This is a genomic window from Methylobacterium tarhaniae (assembly GCF_001043955.1).
In the GTDB taxonomy this organism is placed as follows: Bacteria; Pseudomonadota; Alphaproteobacteria; order Rhizobiales; family Beijerinckiaceae; genus Methylobacterium; species Methylobacterium tarhaniae.
Map to the genome: position 1 here is coordinate 16311 of NZ_LABZ01000098.1, position 16229 is coordinate 32539.

14 protein-coding genes are annotated in these 16229 nt (G+C 71.3%); 12 read left to right on the top strand and 2 right to left on the bottom strand.

Features of this window, described 5'->3' with window-relative positions:
• Positions 1-85: 85 nt before the first annotated feature.
• Both ppsR and VQ03_RS14290 read right to left on the bottom strand, forming a co-directional pair.
• On the bottom strand, positions 86-1498 hold the full coding sequence (gene ppsR / locus VQ03_RS14285; protein ID WP_048451557.1) for a transcriptional regulator PpsR: 1413 nt from the start codon (positions 1496-1498) through the stop codon (positions 86-88).
• An 80-nt stretch (positions 1499-1578) separates the two neighbouring features.
• Complete coding sequence (locus tag VQ03_RS14290) at positions 1579-2352, bottom strand: cobalamin B12-binding domain-containing protein (protein WP_245292082.1); 774 nt, start codon at positions 2350-2352, stop codon at positions 1579-1581.
• A 384-nt stretch (positions 2353-2736) separates the two neighbouring features.
• Between VQ03_RS14290 and bchF the strand changes: the two genes are divergently transcribed.
• From bchF to acsF, 12 genes are all read left to right on the top strand, one after another.
• Complete coding sequence (gene bchF, locus VQ03_RS14295) at positions 2737-3228, top strand: 2-vinyl bacteriochlorophyllide hydratase (protein WP_048451558.1); 492 nt, start codon at positions 2737-2739, stop codon at positions 3226-3228.
• A complete protein-coding gene (locus VQ03_RS14300; RefSeq protein ID WP_048451559.1) occupies positions 3225-4511 on the top strand; it encodes a ferredoxin:protochlorophyllide reductase (ATP-dependent) subunit N in 1287 nt (428 codons plus the stop codon). Before bchF ends, VQ03_RS14300 begins: the two co-directional genes overlap by 4 nt.
• Positions 4512-4516: 5 nt before the next feature.
• Positions 4517-6046, top strand: coding sequence for a ferredoxin:protochlorophyllide reductase (ATP-dependent) subunit B (bchB, locus tag VQ03_RS14305; protein ID WP_048451560.1), 1530 nt, complete (start codon positions 4517-4519; stop codon positions 6044-6046).
• Positions 6021-9728 (top strand): magnesium chelatase subunit H, encoded by a 3708-nt coding sequence (locus VQ03_RS14310; protein WP_048451561.1) that lies wholly within the window; start codon positions 6021-6023, stop codon positions 9726-9728. The genes bchB and VQ03_RS14310 overlap by 26 nt, the downstream gene beginning before the upstream one ends.
• Positions 9725-10618 carry a ferredoxin:protochlorophyllide reductase (ATP-dependent) iron-sulfur ATP-binding protein gene (gene bchL / locus VQ03_RS14315; RefSeq protein WP_048451562.1) on the top strand — a complete coding sequence of 298 codons (894 nt, stop codon included), beginning with the start codon at positions 9725-9727 and terminating at the stop codon, positions 10616-10618. Before VQ03_RS14310 ends, bchL begins: the two co-directional genes overlap by 4 nt.
• 259 nt (positions 10619-10877) lie before the next feature.
• Positions 10878-11579 (top strand): magnesium protoporphyrin IX methyltransferase, encoded by a 702-nt coding sequence (bchM, locus tag VQ03_RS14320; RefSeq protein WP_048451563.1) that lies wholly within the window; start codon positions 10878-10880, stop codon positions 11577-11579.
• A complete protein-coding gene (locus VQ03_RS14325) occupies positions 11576-12982 on the top strand; it encodes a BCD family MFS transporter (protein ID WP_048451564.1) in 1407 nt (468 codons plus the stop codon). Before bchM ends, VQ03_RS14325 begins: the two co-directional genes overlap by 4 nt.
• A 12-nt stretch (positions 12983-12994) precedes the next feature.
• The gene (puhA, locus tag VQ03_RS14330) at positions 12995-13786 is read left to right on the top strand and encodes a photosynthetic reaction center subunit H (RefSeq protein WP_048451565.1); all 792 of its coding nucleotides are present in this window, start codon (positions 12995-12997) and stop codon (positions 13784-13786) included.
• On the top strand, positions 13783-14406 hold the full coding sequence (gene puhB / locus VQ03_RS14335) for a photosynthetic complex putative assembly protein PuhB (RefSeq protein ID WP_048451566.1): 624 nt from the start codon (positions 13783-13785) through the stop codon (positions 14404-14406). Before puhA ends, puhB begins: the two co-directional genes overlap by 4 nt.
• A gap of 10 nt (positions 14407-14416) precedes the next feature.
• The gene (puhC, locus tag VQ03_RS14340) at positions 14417-14866 is read left to right on the top strand and encodes a photosynthetic complex assembly protein PuhC (RefSeq protein ID WP_048451567.1); all 450 of its coding nucleotides are present in this window, start codon (positions 14417-14419) and stop codon (positions 14864-14866) included.
• The gene (locus VQ03_RS14345; RefSeq protein ID WP_048451568.1) at positions 14866-15165 is read left to right on the top strand and encodes a hypothetical protein; all 300 of its coding nucleotides are present in this window, start codon (positions 14866-14868) and stop codon (positions 15163-15165) included. The genes puhC and VQ03_RS14345 overlap by 1 nt, the downstream gene beginning before the upstream one ends.
• A complete protein-coding gene (gene acsF / locus VQ03_RS14350) occupies positions 15162-16223 on the top strand; it encodes a magnesium-protoporphyrin IX monomethyl ester (oxidative) cyclase (RefSeq protein ID WP_048451569.1) in 1062 nt (353 codons plus the stop codon). Before VQ03_RS14345 ends, acsF begins: the two co-directional genes overlap by 4 nt.
• The last annotated feature ends 6 nt before the right edge of the window (positions 16224-16229 follow it).

The following is a 16229-nucleotide window of genomic DNA, read 5'->3' on the forward strand; positions in this document are numbered from 1 at the left end:
CGCGTCTCGGGCCGAGGTCGCGAGCGGGCGCGTTCGACATCGGGAAACGGATTGCCTCGGCCGGGCGACCCTGGGACTTGCGCCCTCACTCTGCGCCCTCGTCCGCCTCTTCCGTGCCGTCGAGGTCGCCGAGGCCGTAGCGGCGCATCTTGGCGTAGAAGCCCTGCCGGCTGAGGCCGAGCATCTCGGCCGCCGAGGCGCGGTTGTCGTGGGTGATGCGCAGGGCCGCCTCGATGCACAGGCGCTCGATCAGGTCGGTGGTCTCGCGCACCAGCGCCTTCATCGAGACGCGGCCGACGAGCTCGGTCATGTGCTCGACCGAGCGCGGCAGCTCGCGCCCGCCCGGCGCCACCGCGGCGACGCGGCGGGGCAGGCTGCGCAGGGTGAAGCCGAAGCAGGGCCGGTCGCCGCCCGGCACCGAGACCGCCGCCACCTCGACCTCCTCGACCGCCCCGAACTCGCCGCGCACCACGGTGGCGAAGTGGCGCACCGCACCGTGCTCGGCCAAGGTGGTGAACAGGGCGGCGACCTCGGTGCCCTCGCGCCCGAGCCAGCGCTCCAGCGATTCGCCCTTGGCCTGGTGCTCGGTGGCGAGCTGCGCCAGGTCGAGGAAGGCGGCGTTGACGCCGATGATGCGCCGGTCGCGGTCGGTGACGACGAAGCCCTCCGGCATCGCCTCGATCACCTCCAGGGCGCCGGAGCGCGTCGCCGCCGGGCTCGGGGCGGGCGCCAGGGGGCTGAGGCGGACCAGGATGCTCATCCCGGCCTCCTCGCGGAACAGCGTGGCGGAGACCCGCGCCTCGCCCCGCCGCTGGGCGAGGCGGGTGGAGAGGTCTTCCGCCTGGCCGGTGAGGCGCAGGCCGACGAGGAGCGCCTGCACGGCGCGGGCGCCCTCGGGCTCGAACAGGTCGATCAGGTCGCGCCCGACGATGCGCTTGACCGCCCGGCCGAGGAGGCGGGCGGCGGCGGGGTTGATCTCGGCGATGCGGCGCGTCGAGGCATCGACGATCAGGATCGGCTCGCCGGCGAGCTGGAACAGCACCCGGTAGCGGGTCTCGGCGCTGCGCAGGCGGGCATAGTCGCGCTCCAGCGCCTGCTGCGATTCGGCCAGGCGCTGCTGCAGGGCCGAGAGCGCCCTGAGATCCCGTCCGATCACGATGATCCGGTCGTCGTCGGGCACGCGGAGGGCCGCGTAGCGGATCGGCACGTCGGCGCCGCCCTGCACGGAGGGGTGATTGACCTGGCGCCAGCGGGTGACCGTGCCGGGCTCGGCATCTTCGAGCAGGCTCAGCACCTTTGGCCGGCTCTCGACCGTGACGGTGTCGATCCAGCGCCGGCCGAGCCACCGGTCGCCCGCCTCGTCGGACAGCCCGTCGGCCCCGAAGGCGGCATCGCGGATCACGCCCTCCCCGTCGACGACCAGGGACACGTCGCTGGCTGCAGCGACGAGGCTGCCCGTCGTTCGGGGATCGAGGCGGGAGACGGCGTCTCGAAGCACCGCGAAAGTTTCCTTCGCAGCAGGGCTCACGGGTCTGTTCAAGGGCCACCAACACACGCCGACCGCATCGAACAGGTCTTTCAGCAGGCTCTAATCCGCAGATCAAGCAAGCTTTGTACGATTCCGGGCGCATCGCGCGCGTCGTCGACAGCCGCGTCGGCGCCGACGAGCCGGACCCGGTCCGGCCGCCCGTGGAAAGCGGGGCCGCCGACGATCACCCGCAGGTCGCGGTTGCGCGAGGCGCGCCGCAGCAGCGGGACCGCCGCGACCAGCCTCTCGACGCAGACGTCGCAGGAGAGCGACAGCCCGATCACGTCGAACCACTCGGCCCGCAGGCGCTCCAGCGCTTCGGCGAGGTGGCTGTCGAAGCTCGTCGTCACCTCCCAGCCGGCTTCGGCGAAGAAGTGGGCGGCGAGCGTCAACCCGAAGGTGTGGGTCTCGCCGGGCGCGGGCACGAGCAAGACCCGACGGCTCGCCGGATCGACCGGCTGCGGGTCGAGGCAGAGCGTCTCCAGGTCGTGGACGAGGCGGCGCAGCCGCGCCATCGCCGTCGTCACCTGGACGAAGTCGCAGACATCCTCCTCCCACAATCGGCCGATATGCCGGGCGGTGGGCGCCAGGAGGCCGGTCAGCACCTCCTCGACGGTCATGCCGTCCTCGACGAGGCCGCGGATCTCCACGAGCGCGTCGCGATCCTGCTGCGCCAGCATCAGGACGGTGAGCCGGCCGACATCGTCGATCTCGGCAAGGCGGGCGGGCTGGCGGCGCGGGCGGGTCTCGCTGCGATGGGCCAGCATCAGCCGCGGGATGATCTCGCCCTCGACGACCTGTGCGAGATCATCCCGCCAGCGCAAGTTGCGATGTACTCCCCCAGAGTGTCTGTCGAGGGGCGGCCGGTCACGGAAAGTCCGATCACGGGGACTATGCCTCTCGCCCGGCAAGGTGCCGGGCTGTGCTTGATCTCCCACCGGCACCTCCCCGATGCGCAGGAAAATCGGGTTTGCTCGATCTTCTGTCGTGTATTCTACATTGGGAGCGCCATTGAGCGTGCGGCGTCATCCGGATTCATTCCAGGATACATCTCCGGCGCCGCGCCGCAAGGCGCATTCGCGATCCACTCCCCCGAATGTCATCGCACCTCACTGTCAACTTAGATTGACACTTCGCCGTCGCCGGCCCTAGGCTTCCTCCATCGGCATCCGCGGGCAACGCGGGCCGTCCAGGCGAGGGCAGGCGCGATGGCGACGTCCACGGACCGGCCGTTTCTCTACAGCGAGGCCGAGCGACGGCGCCGGGACGCCTCGCCCTGGACCCTGGTCCAAGGGATCCTGGCCCCGCTCCAGTTCGCGATCTTCCTGGTGAGCCTCGTCCTGGTCTCGCGCACGCTCGCGACAGGGGAGGGGGCGGCCCTCGCCAACGCCTCGGTGATCGCCAAGACGCTGGCCCTCTACGCCATCATGGTCACCGGCTCCCTGTGGGAGAAGGCGGTGTTCGGGCGCTACCTGTTCGCCCCGGCCTTCTTCTGGGAGGACGCGGTCAGCATGCTGGTGCTGGCGCTCCACACCGCCTACCTGGTGGCGCTCGCCACCGGCGCCCTCGGCACCGCCGGGCTGATGCTGCTGGCGCTTGGCGCTTACGCCACCTACCTCGTCAATGCCGGCCAGTTCCTGCTCAAGCTGCGCGCCGCCCGGTTGCAGGCGCCCGCCTACGCGATGGGGGTGGCGCGATGACGGCGCACGCGACTTCCCTGGCCTGTGGCCAAAAGATCAGCCAAGAAACTCGTCAAGAGATCCGCCACGAGCGCGGCCAGCGCGCGGTGTTCTGCGGCCTCACCGGCATCGTCTGGCTGCACCGCAAGATCCAGGACGCCTTCTTCCTGGTGGTCGGCTCGCGCACCTGCGCGCACCTGATCCAGTCGGCCGCCGGCGTGATGATCTTCGCCGAGCCGCGCTTCGCCACCGCGATCATCGAGGAGCGCGATCTCGCCGGCCTCGCCGACGCGCATGAGGAACTCGACCGGGTGGTGCGCCGCCTGCTGGAGCGCCGGCCCGACATCAAGCTCCTGTTCCTCGTCGGCTCCTGCCCGTCGGAGGTGATCAAGCTCGATCTCGGCCGCGCCGCCGCGCGCCTCTCGGGCGATTTCGCTCCGGATGTCCGCGTGCTGAGCTATTCCGGCAGCGGCATCGAGACGACCTTCACGCAAGGCGAAGACGCCTGCCTCGCCGCCCTGGTGCCGGACTTAACCCGGAGCACCGACGAGTCGCTCCTCGTCGTCGGCGCGCTCGCCGACGTGGTCGAGGACCAGTTCTCGCGGTTGTTCGCCGATCTCGGCATCGCCAATGTGCGCTTCCTGCCCGGGCGCCGGGCGGCGGATCGGGCACCCATCGGCCCGAACGCCCGCTACCTCCTCGCCCAGCCGTTCCTCGCCGACACCGCCCGCGCTCTCGAAGACCGTGGCGTCACCCGCATCCCGGCGCCGTTCCCGCTCGGCGCCGAGGGCACGACCCTGTGGCTGGCCGCCGCCGCCAGCGCCTTCGGCATCCCGCCCGCCCGGGTCGTCGCGGTGACCGAGGCCGGACGGGCCCGGGCGGCGCGGGCGCTCCAGGCCCATCGCGCCGCGCTTTCCGGCCGGCGGGTGTTCTTCTTCCCCGATTCGCAGCTCGAAGTGCCGCTCGCCCGCTTCCTGTCGCGGGAGATGGGCGCCGAGCTGATCGAGGTCGGCACGCCCTACCTGCACCGCGCCCACCTCGCCGAGGATCTGGCGCTCCTGCCCGACGGCACGGCGGTGACGGAGGGCCAGAGCCTCGACGACCAGCTCGATCGCTGCCGGGCGGCGCGGCCCGACCTGACGGTCTGCGGCCTCGGCCTCGCCAACCCGCTGGAGGCGGAGGACCTTCCGACCAAGTGGTCGATCGAGCTGCTGTTCACCCCGATCCAGGGCTACGAGCAGGCCGGCGACCTCGCCGGGCTGTTCACCCGACCGCTTGCACGCCGCGCGCGGCTGGAGGCCTGAGGCGAATGCAGCTCACGCTCTGGACCTACGAGGGGCCTCCTCATATCGGCGCCATGCGGGTCGCCACCGCGATGCGCGGCCTGCACTACGTGCTGCACGCGCCGCAGGGCGATACTTACGCCGACCTGCTCTTCACCATGATCGAGCGGCACGGTGCCCGCCCGCCGGTGACCTACACCACGTTCCAGGCCCGCGACCTCGGCGCCGACACCGCCGAGATCTTCAAGCAGGCGGTGGCCGCGGCGTATGAGCGCTTCCGTCCCCAGGCGATGATCGTCGGCGCCTCCTGCACCGCGGAACTGCTGCAGGACGACCCGGCCGGGCTCTCCCGGGCGCTCGGCCTGCCGATCCCGGTGATTCCGCTCGAGCTGCCCGCCTACCAGAAGAAGGAGAACTGGGGCGCCTCCGAGACCTTCTACCGCCTGGTGCGCATGCTCGCCGGTCCGCCCGCCGAGACGCGGCCGAAGGCCAGCTGCAACATCCTCGGGCCGACCTCGCTGGGCTTTCGCCACCGCGACGACCTGCGCGAGGTGCGCGGGCTCCTCGGGGAGCTCGGCATCGCCGTCAACGTCGTGGCGCCGCTGGGCGCGACGCCGGCCGATCTCGGGCGCTTGAGCGAGGCCGCCTTCAACCTGGTGCTCTACCCGGAAGTGGCGCGCTCGGCCGCGCAATGGCTGGAACGCACCCACGGGCAGCCCTTCGTCGAGACCGCGCCGATCGGCGTGAAGGGAACGACGGCCTTCATCGAGGCGGTGGCGACGCTCGCCGGCATCGATCCTTCGCCGGTCCTTTCGGGCGAGGGCTCGCGCCTGCCCTGGTATTCGCGCTCGGTCGATTCGACCTATCTCACCGGCAAGCGCGTCTTCGTCTTCGGCGATGCCACCCATGCGGTCGCCGCGGCCCGGGTCGCGGCGCGCGAGATCGGCTTCTCCGTCGTCGGGCTCGGCACCTATTCGCGCGAATTCGCCCGCGAGGTACGGGCGGAAGCGGCCCATCATGGCATCGAGGCGCTGGTCACCGACGATTACCTGGCGGTCGAGGCGGCGATCACGGCGGCGCAGCCGGAACTGGTGCTCGGCACCCAGATGGAGCGCCACATCGCCAAGCGCCTCGGCATTCCCTGCGCGGTGATCTCGGCACCGATGCATGTGCAGGACGTGCCGGCCCGCCACGCCCCCCAGATGGGCTTCGAGGGCGCCAACGTCCTGTTCGACACCTTCGTCCACCCGCTGATGATGGGGCTGGAAGAGCATCTTCTGGCGATGTTCCGGGACGACCCGGAATTCCATGACGGCGTCGCCCCCTCGCATCTCGGCGGCCGGCCGCGCGAGGAGGCCGGGACCGTGGTCGCCGCGCCCGTCACCGCCACCGCGCCGGTGGTCTGGTCGATCGAGGCCGAGCGCGAGCTGAAGAAGGTCCCGTTCTTCGTGCGGGGCAAGGCCCGCCACAACACCGAACGCTTCGCCCGCGAGCGGGCGCTCCCGCTCATCACCGTCGAGACCCTGTACGATGCCAAAGCGCATTTCAGCCGTTGACCGGCCAGACGCGCTGCCGGAGCTGCGCGTCGTCATCGTCACCCTCGACAACCACCTCGCCGGGGCGGTGGAGCGGGCGCGCCGGGTGCTGGCGAAGACCGCGCCAAACCTGATCCTCGGCTTCCACGCCGCCGCCGAGTGGGAGACCGATCCGGCCTCCCTCGAAGCCTGCCGGGCCGACATCGCCCGGGCCGACATCGTCCTCTCGGCGATGCTGTTCATGGACGAGCATGTCCGCGCCGTGCTGCCCGCTCTGCTCGCCCGTCGCGCGGATTGCGACGCGATGGTGGGCTGCCTCTCGGCATCGGACGTGGTGCGCACCACCCGGATGAACCGCTTCGCGATGGACGGCTCGCAGCGCGGCGCGCTCGACTTCCTCAAGCGCCTGCGCGGCAAGTCGGGGCCGGGGGGCGCGCAGGGGAGCGGCGCGCGCCAGATGGCGCTGATCCGCCAGATCCCCCGGATCCTGCGCTTCATCCCGGGCTCGGCCCAGGACGTGCGGGCGTATTTCCTCACCTTGCAATACTGGCTCGCCGGCTCGGACGAGAACGTCGTCAACCTGGTGCGCTTCCTCGCCGGCCGCTACGCGAGCGGCCCGCGCGCCGGCTGGCGCCGGCATCTCTCGGCCGCCGAGCCGCTGGCCTATCCGGAAACCGGGCTCTACCACCCGCGGATCCCCGAGCGCGTCACCGAGCGCCTCGACCGGCTGCCGGCCTCGGGCCGGGCGGGACGGGTCGGGCTCCTGCTGATGCGCTCCTACGTGCTCGCCGGCAACACGGCGCATTACGACGGGGTGATCGCGGCCCTGGAGGCCCGCGGGCTCAGCGTGGTGCCGGCCTTCGCCAGCGGGCTCGACAACCGGCCGGCGGTCGAAGCATTCTTCCTGCGGGACGGGCGGCCGGCGATCGATGCGCTGGTCTCGCTCACCGGGTTCTCCCTCGTCGGCGGTCCGGCCTACAACGATGCCGCGGCGGCGGGCGCGATGCTGGCGCAGCTCGACGTGCCCTATCTCGCCGCGCAGGCGGTGGAGTTCCAGAGCCTGGAGCAGTGGGAGGCCTCCGCCCGCGGCCTGTCGCCGGTCGAGGCGACCATGATGGTGGCGATCCCCGAACTCGACGGGGCCACCGCCCCGATGGTGTTCGGCGGCCGCGCCGCCGGTGGGGCTGAGTCCCGCGACATGGCGGTGCATCCCGAGCGCGCCGCCCGCCTCGCCGACCGGGTGGCCCGCCTCGTGTCCTTGCGGTGCCGCGCCCGCTCCGAGCGCCGGATCGCCGTCATCCTGTTCAACTTCCCGCCGAATGCCGGCGCCACCGGCACGGCCGCCTTCCTGTCGGTCTGGGAGTCGCTCCACCGCGTGCTCCGGGGGCTGAAGGCCGACGGCTACGCGGTCGAGATCCCCGAGACCGTCGATGCGCTGCGCGCCCGGGTGCTGGAAGGCAATGCCGCCCGTTACGGCACGCAGGCCAACGTCGCCCACCGCATCCCGGCCGACGAGCATGTGCGGCGCGAGGCCCATCTCGCCGAGATCGAGGCGCAATGGGGCCCGGCCCCCGGCCGGCACCAGAGCGACGGTTCGTCGATCCTGGTGCTCGGCGCTCAGCTCGGAAACGTCTTCGTCGGGGTGCAGCCGGCCTTCGGCTACGAGGGCGACCCGATGCGCCTGCTGTTCGAGCAGGGCTTTGCGCCGACCCACGCCTTCTCGGCCTTCTACCGCTACCTGCGCGAGGACTTTTGTGCCGACGCCGTTTTGCATTTCGGCACCCATGGGGCGCTGGAATTCATGCCCGGCAAGCAGACCGGGCTGTCGGCCGCCTGCTGGCCCGAGCGGCTGATCGGGGCTTTGCCGAACGTCTACCTCTACGCCGCCAACAACCCCTCGGAAGGCACGCTCGCCAAGCGCCGCATCGCCGCGACTTTGGTCAGCTACCTGACGCCGAGCCTCGCCCAGGCCGGGCTCTATCGCGGGCTGATCGACCTCAAGGCCTCGCTGGAGCGCCGCCGCGCTCTGCCGCCGGAGGATGCCGCCGAGCGCGAGAAGCTGGCGCTGCTGCTTCACAGCCAGGCCCTCGCCCTCGACCTCGCGGAGGATGACGGGTGGGGCGAGGATGCGGAAGCCCGCATCGCCGACCTGGGCGGGCGGCTGATCGAGCTCGAACACACCCTGATCCCGCACGGGCTGCACGTGGTGGGGCAGGGCACTCCGGAGGAGGAGCGGGTGGACCTCCTCCTGGCGCTCGCCGAATCCGTTCACGCCGTCCAGCCGGATCGCGCCGCCATCGCCCGGCTGGCGGCCGGCGCCTCGCCGGAAGAGGCGGCCGGTCCGGATGCCCACGCCGCGATCCTCGCGGCCTTCCGGGCGCTCGCCGAGACCGACCGGCTGCTTGCCGAGGATCACGAGATCCCGGCCCTGCTGCGCGCCCTCGACGGCCGCTTCATCGCCCCGGTCGCCGGCGGCGACGTGCTGCGCTCGCCCGCGATCCTGCCGACGGGCCGCAACCTGCACGGCTTCGATCCCTATCGGATCCCGAGCGCCTTCGCCCTCGTCGACGGAAGGGCTCAGGTCGAACGGTTGCTCGCCCGCCACGCGGCCGATGGCGGCGCCTATCCGGAGAGCATCGCCCTCGTCCTGTGGGGCAGCGACAACCTGAAGAGCGAGGGCGCGCCGATCGCCCAGGCGCTCGCCCTGATGGGTGCCGCGCCGCGCTTCGACGGCTACGGCCGGCTCTGCGGCGCGGTGCTGATCCCGCTCGAAGACTTGCGCCGTCCGCGCATCGACGTCGTCGCGACGCTCTCGGGCATCTTCCGCGATCTCTTGCCGCTCCAGACCAAGCTCCTCGCCGAAGCTGCCTATCTCGCGGCGAGCGCCGACGAGCCGGAAGCGATGAACTTCGTGCGCAAGCATGCGCTGGCCCACCAGGCCGCGCAGGGCATCGATCTCGAGACCGCTTCGCTCCGGGTGTTCAGCAACGCCGAGGGCGCCTACGGCGCCAATCTCAACCACCTCGTCGATTCCGGGCGCTGGGAGGACGAGACCGAGCTGTGCGAGACGTTCTCGCGCCGCAAGAGCTTCGCCTATGGCCGCACCGGCAAGCCGGAGCCACGCCGCGCCCTGATGCAGGCGGTGCTGGCGGGTGTCGACCTCGCCTACCAGAACCTCGATTCGGTCGAGGTCGGGGTAACCAGCGTCGATCATTATTTCGACGGGCTCGGCGGCATGGCCCGCGCCGTGGCGAAGGCCCGAGGGACTTTTGTCCCCGTCTATATCAGCGACCAGACCCGGGGCGAGGGCCGGGTGCGCTCGCTCTCCGAGCAGGTGGCTTTGGAGACCCGCACCCGCATGCTCAACCCGAAATGGGTCGAGGGGATGCTGGGCCACGGCTACGAGGGCGTGCGCCAGATCGACCAGCACCTCACCAACACGGTCGGCTGGTCGGCCACCACCGATCAGGTCGCGCCCTGGATCTACCAGCGCATCACCGAGACCTACGTCCTCGATGAGGCGATGCGCGAGCGCATGGCGGCGCTCAACCCCGCCGCCTCGGCCAAGGTCGCCCATCGCCTGATCGAGGCGCATCGGCGCGGCTTCTGGAGCCCCGACCCCGAAACCCGCGCCGCCCTCGACCGGGCCGAGGAGGCCCTGGAGGACCGGCTGGAAGGCATCACCGCGGAGGCTGCGGCATGAACATCGCGATCCGAAACCCCGTGCCGGCGCGCCGGGAAGAGGGCAGTCTTCAGGTCGCCCTCGATCCGGACATCCGCATCGAGACCGCCAAGGTCTTCGCCGTCTACGGCAAGGGCGGCATCGGCAAGAGCACGACCTCGTCGAACCTCTCCGTCGCCTTCTCGAAGCTCGGCAAGCGGGTCCTGCAGATCGGCTGCGACCCCAAGCACGATTCGACCTTCACGCTGACGAAGCGCCTGGCGCCGACCGTCATCGATGCGTTGGAGGCCGTGCAGTTCCATTCGGAGGAGCTGCGCGTCGAGGATTTCGTGGTCGAGGGCTATAACGGCGTGCGCTGCGTCGAGGCCGGCGGTCCCCCTGCCGGCACCGGCTGCGGCGGCTACGTCGTCGGCCAGACCGTGAAGCTCCTCAAGGAGCATCACCTGCTCGAGGATACCGACGTGGTGATCTTCGACGTGCTCGGCGACGTGGTCTGCGGCGGCTTCGCCTCGCCGCTCCAGCACGCCGACCGCGCGTTGATCGTCACGGCGAACGACTTCGACTCGATCTTCGCGATGAACCGGATCGTCGCGGCGATCCATGCGAAATCCAAGAATTACGGCGTGCGCCTCGGCGGCGTCATCGCCAACCGCTCGGCCAAGACCGACGAGATCGACCGCTTCAACGACGCGGTGGGCTTGAAGCGCCTGGCGCATTTCCAGGATCTCGACGTGGTGCGTCGCTCGCGCCTGAAGAAGGCGACGTTGTTCGAGATGGATCCCTCGCCGGAATTGCTGGCGGTGCAGGCCGAGTACCTGCAACTGGCGGAGCAGCTCTGGGCCGGCGTCGACCCGCTCCCGGCGGTGCCGATGAAGGACCGGGATCTCTTCGAATTTCTCGGGTTCGATTAAGGAGAGCGCCGATGATCCTCTCCTTTTCACTCCCCCGTGCTGAAGCCCGCGCGCCAGACCCCTCCCCCCTCTGCGGGGGAGGGTGCCCCACGGAGTGGGGCGGGAGAGGGGACGCCGCTTCCGGAGAAGTCGCGGCCATTCTGAAGGGCGCCCCATCCTGCATCGTCGCGCCGCCCCTCTCCCGGCTCACTTCGTTCGCCACCCTCCCCCGCAGAGGGGGGAGGGTTGGGGTTGCGCTCTGGAACGAAGGTCTCCCCTCATGACCAGCCCCACCTACGCCGCCCGCCGGGCGCAGCTCGAAACCTATTTCGACCGCACCGCCGTCGAGGCCTGGGCGCGGCTCACTTCCGACGCGCCGGTGAGCCGGATCCGCGCCACCGTGCGGGCCGGCCGCGACGCGATGCGGGCGGAACTCCTCTCCTGGCTCCCCGCCGACCTCTCGGGCCGGCGCCTGCTCGATGCCGGCTGCGGTACCGGGGCGCTTGCCGTCGAGGCGGCGCGGCGGGGCGCCGAGGTCGTGGCGGTGGACGTGTCGCCGACGCTGATCGAGCTTGCCCGCGAGCGCACCGCCAGCCTCAGGCTCCCGGGCTGCCTCGATTTCCAGGTCGGCGACATGCTGGACGAGGGGCTCGGGCATTTCGACCACGTCGTGGCGATGGATTCGCTGATCCATTACCGGACTCCCGACATCGTCCGCGCCCTGTCGGCCCTCGCCCGCCGCACCGACGCCGCGCTGCTCTTCACGGTGGCGCCGCGCACCCCGCTGCTGACCGTGATGCACGCGGCAGGCCGCCTCTTCCCTCGCGGCGACCGCGCTCCGGCGATCGAGCCGGTCGGGGAGGGGGCGTTGCGCCGCCGCATCGCCGCCGATCGGGGCCTGGGGGCCTTCACGCTGGCCCGGAGCCGGCGGATCACCTCCGGCTTCTACTTCTCCAACGCCCTGGAGCTGGCGCGCCGATGAGCACAGCCAGCCGCCTCGCCCGCGCGCTCGCCGATCTCGGGCCGCGCTACCTGCCCTTCGCGGATGCCGCGACCGTCGAGCTGCCGCTCGGCCGGCTCCTGCGGCTGTCGCTGTTCCAGGTCACGGTCGGGATGGCGGCGGTGCTGCTGATCGGCACCCTGAACCGGGTGATGATCGTCGAGCTCGACGTGCCGGCCTGGATCGTCGCCGTGATGCTGGCGCTGCCGCTTCTGGCCGCCCCGTTCCGGGCGCTGGTGGGCTTCCGCTCCGACACCCATCGCTCGGTCCTCGGCTGGCGGCGCGTGCCCTACCTGTGGTTCGGCACGCTGCTGCAATTCGGCGGCTTCGCCATCATGCCGTTCGCCCTCCTGATCCTGTCGGGGGACACGACCGGCCCTGTCATCGTCGGCCAGGCGGCGGCGGCCCTCGCCTTCGTGCTGGTCGGCGCCGGGCTCCACACCACGCAGACGGTGGGCCTCGCGCTCGCCACCGACCTCGCGCCCCCGCATGCCCGCCCGAAGGTGGTGGCGCTCCTTTGCGCCATGCTGCTCGCCGGCATGATGGCGAGCGCGGTGGTGTTCGGGCTGGCGCTGGCGAATTTCTCCGCCATCCGGCTGATCCAGGTGATCCAGGGCGCGGCGCTCGCGACGCTGATCCTCAACGGCATCGCCCTGTGGAAGCAGGAGCCGCGCGACACCTCCCGCAAGTCCGTCCCGGCCCGCCGCTTCGGCGAGGCCTGGCAGGCCTACACGGCCCAGGATCAGGCGCGGCGCCGGCTCATCGCCACCGGGCTCGGCACGGCGGGGTTCAGCATGCAGGACATCCTGCTCGAACCCTATGGCGGCCAGATCCTGCACCTGCCGGTCGCCGCGACGACCGCGCTCACCGCCGTGCTCGCGATCGGCGGCGGAATCGGGCTCCTCACCGCGGCGCGCTGGCTCAACCGCGGCGGCGATCCGTTCCGGGTCGCGGCGGCCGGCGCGGTCGTCGGCATCGCGGCCTTCTCGGCGGTGGTCTTCGCCGCGCCCCTCGGGTCCGGCGGGCTCTTCGCCTGCGGCGTCGCGCTGATCGGCCTCGGCGGCGGGCTCTTCGCCCATGGCACCCTCACGGCCTCGATGGCCGGCGCGGCGCCCGAGCAGACCGGGCTCGCGCTCGGCGCCTGGGGCGCCGTCCAGGCCACCGCCGCAGGCGCCGCCATCGCGGCGAGCGGCATCCTGCGCGATCTCGGCTCGGCTCTCGCCGTCTCGGGCCGCCTCGGCGAGGCTTTGTCCGAGCCGTCCACCGGCTACCTCGTCGTCTACCACATCGAGATCGGGCTCCTCTTCGCCACCCTGGTGGCGATCGGGCCGCTGGTGCGCCGGCCCGATCGCGCCCCGCTCTCCGCCCGTCCGGCCCTATCGTAGGAGGAGGCCTCCATGCCCAAGGGTGCCCTCACAGGCTATCTCGACGTCGCGCAAGTGGTGCTCTACGCGTTCTGGATCTTCTTTGCGGGTCTCGTCTTCTACCTGCGCCGCGAGGACCGCCGGGAAGGTTACCCCCTCGAATCCGAGGTCCATGGCGGTCTCAAGGGCTGGGACTGGCTGTTCGTGCCCTCTCCCAAAACCTTCCTGCTCGCCGACGGCTCGACCGTGCTGGCGCCCCGGCCCCACGAGGGCCCGGTCGGCGAACTCAAGGCGGTCAAGCTCGAGCCCTGGCCCGGCGCCCCGATCGTCCCGACGACGAACGACGATTCGCGGCTTGCCGACGGCGTCGGCCCGGGTGCCTATGCGCTGCGCGCCGAGCGGCCGGACCTGACCTGGGAGGGCAAGACCCGCATCGTGCCGATGCGCGTCGCCGAGGAGTTCACGGTCGCGGCGGACGACCCCGACCCGCGCGGCATGCCGGTCTACGGCGCCGACGGCGTGCTGGCCGGCACCGTCACGGAGATCTGGGTCGATCGCGGCGAGTCGCTGCCGCGCTACTACGAGATGGAGCTGGACGGCGCCCGCGACCGCACCGTGCTGATCCCGGTGACCTTCGCGGATGTGAAGCGCTTCAGCCGGGACAAGAAGATCGTCGTCGCCGCCCTGCTCGCCCGCCAGTTCGCCGGCGTGCCGCAGCAGCGCGACCCCGACAGCATCACCTTGCGGGAGGAGGAGCGGGTCATCGCCTATTACGGCGCCGGCACGCTCTACGCCACCGATCGTCGCCAGGAGCCGCTGCTGTGACGGACACCCTGCCCAACGGGCTGCCCGGCCCGCTGCCCCCCGGCGAGCGCCTGCTGTGGCAGGGCCGCCCGGCTCTCCTCAGCCTCGCGCGTCGCGCCTTCCACGTCGATCTCGTCGCGCTCTATTTCGGCGGGCTCGCGCTCTACCAGGCGGTCTCGGCCGGACGCGCCGGCGCGGCCGTCCCGGTGCTGCTCGCCGGCGCGCTCGGACTGGCGATCCTGTTCGCCCTCGCCTGGGGCGCCTGCCGGACCACGGTCTACACCCTGACCGAACGGCGGCTGATGCTGCGAATCGGCATCGCGCTCCAGATGGACGTCAACCTGCCGCTCCGGGAGATCGAGGCCGCCTCGTTCCGCCGGCTCCGTGACGGCAGCGGCGACCTGCCGTTTCGGCTCAAGCCCGGCGTGCGCCTCGCCTACCTGCATCTCTGGCCGCATGCCCGGCCTTGGCGCCTGACCCGGCCCGAGCCGATGCTGCGCTGCGTGCCGGAGGCGGAATCGGTCGCCAAGCGCATCGCCGCGGCCCTCGCCGAGGCGAACGGCCAGCCGGTCCAGGCCGTGCCGCCGGCCCCGGTGGCGGCTCCCGTTCTTCCCGGCCGCCTCGCGGCGGCGGGCCATTAGGGAGGCGGCGATGGCGCACGACATCCCGGTCCCCCGCGCCCTCCTGCGCAATGCCGGCCTCCTCGTCGCCTTCTCCCTCGCCGCGGTGGCGATCGGGCGGTTCGGCCAAGTGGGCACCACGCAGATGCCGCCGGCCCAGGCGGTCCAGGTGCTCGACCTCACGGTCGAGGACCGGCCGGACGGCCGCGTGGCGCTGCGCGACGCGGCCACCGGCCACCTCGTGGCGGAGGTGCAGCCCGGCGAGGACGGGTTCCTGCGCGCGACCTTGCGGGTGATGGCCCAGGCGCGCCTGCGCGAGGGCCTGTCGCGGACACCGCCGTTCCGGCTCACCCGCTGGGACAACGGCACGCTCTCGCTCGACGACGTCGCGTCGGGCCGGCGGATCAACCTCGAAGCCTTCGGGCTCGGCAACGCGGCCGCCTTCGCGCGGCTGCTCGAACAGGGGAGGGGCGCATCGTGATGCAGTGGCTGAGCGGCGGACGCCGCATCGAGGTGCCGTGCACGGTCGAGATCGAGCAGACGGCCGAGAGCCTGCACGCCCACGTCACCCTGGATGGCGGGCTCCTGATCGCCCCGGGCGACGAGGTGACGGTGCACGACGCGCCGACCTCCGTCCCCTACGGCGACCGGATCGTGGTGCGCCGCACCGCCACCGTGGTGCGCGCCGGCGCCATCGAGCGCCTGTGGACCCGCATCGCGGGCCATTTCGAGCTCACCGAACTCTACGAAGTCAGCTTCTCGGAAAGGACGCGGCTATGAGCGCGACGCCCCTGAAGACCCCGAACGAGAGCACCCAATCGGCCCAGGCAACCACCTTCCTGAGCCCGCGCTTCTACACCACCAATTTCGAGGAGCTCGACCGCACCGACGTCGAGCCGGTGCGGGCCGAGTGGGACGTGCTCATCGCCGAGATGCGCTCCGACCCGAACAAGCGCCACTTCGTGCGCAACTCGGATTTCGACCTCGACCTGTCGGGCCTCGACCCGGAGCTGCGCAAGGAATTCCTCGACTTCCTGGTCTCGTCGATCACCGCCGAGTTCTCGGGCTGCGTGCTCTATGCCGAGATGCGCAAGCGCGCCAAGAACAAGGACATCCGCGAGCTGTTCGGCTTCATGAGCCGCGACGAGGCCCGGCACGCCGGCTTCATCAACGACACGCTGAAGGATTTCGGGGTCGGCATCGATCTCGGCTTCCTGACCAAGGCCAAGAAGTACACCCATTTCCGGCCGAAATTCATCTTCTACGCCACCTACCTGTCGGAGAAGATCGGCTATGCCCGCTACATCACGATCTTCCGCCACCTCGAGCGCCATCCGGACAAGCGCTTCCACCCGATCTTCAAGTGGTTCGAGAAGTGGTGCAACGACGAGTTCCGCCACGGCGAGGCCTTCGCGCTCTTGATGCGCGCCAACCCGAAGCTGCTGACCGGCATCAATTATTACTGGATCAAGTTCTTCCTGCTGGCGGTGTTCTGCACGATGTACGTGCGCGACCAGTGCCGGCCGGCCTTCCACAAGGCGCTCGGGGTCGATCCGAAGGAGTACGACTTCCAGGTCTTCGCCATCACGTCGGAGATCTCGCGCCAGGTCTTCCCGCTCACCCTCGACATCGACCATCCGGGCTTCCGGGCCGGGCTCGAACGGCTGCTGGCCTGCGCCCGCGGCATCGAGGAGGCGAAGGCGCGGGGCGGGATCGTCGGCAAGCTCAAGCACGCCGGCTACGCGGCCAAGGCGGCCCTCGCCTTCGGGCGGCTGATGGTGATGCCGGCGAAAGCCAACCCGATGCCCGCGCAGATCCGCCTCAGCCCCGCCTGGTAGCGCCCG

Bases quoted from the DNA above. Each gene is read 5' to 3' on its own strand.
- bchF (WP_048451558.1), top strand. From the start codon at position 2,737: ATGGCGACGTCCACGGACCGGCCGTTTCTCTACAGCGAGGCCGAGCGA.
- VQ03_RS14300 (WP_048451559.1), top strand. From the start codon at position 3,225: ATGACGGCGCACGCGACTTCCCTGGCCTGTGGCCAAAAGATCAGCCAA.
- bchB (WP_048451560.1), top strand. From the start codon at position 4,517: ATGCAGCTCACGCTCTGGACCTACGAGGGGCCTCCTCATATCGGCGCC.
- VQ03_RS14310 (WP_048451561.1), top strand. From the start codon at position 6,021: ATGCCAAAGCGCATTTCAGCCGTTGACCGGCCAGACGCGCTGCCGGAG.
- bchL (WP_048451562.1), top strand. From the start codon at position 9,725: ATGAACATCGCGATCCGAAACCCCGTGCCGGCGCGCCGGGAAGAGGGC.
- bchM (WP_048451563.1), top strand. From the start codon at position 10,878: ATGACCAGCCCCACCTACGCCGCCCGCCGGGCGCAGCTCGAAACCTAT.
- VQ03_RS14325 (WP_048451564.1), top strand. From the start codon at position 11,576: ATGAGCACAGCCAGCCGCCTCGCCCGCGCGCTCGCCGATCTCGGGCCG.
- puhA (WP_048451565.1), top strand. From the start codon at position 12,995: ATGCCCAAGGGTGCCCTCACAGGCTATCTCGACGTCGCGCAAGTGGTG.
- puhC (WP_048451567.1), top strand. From the start codon at position 14,417: ATGGCGCACGACATCCCGGTCCCCCGCGCCCTCCTGCGCAATGCCGGC.
- VQ03_RS14345 (WP_048451568.1), top strand. From the start codon at position 14,866: ATGCAGTGGCTGAGCGGCGGACGCCGCATCGAGGTGCCGTGCACGGTC.
- acsF (WP_048451569.1), top strand. From the start codon at position 15,162: ATGAGCGCGACGCCCCTGAAGACCCCGAACGAGAGCACCCAATCGGCC.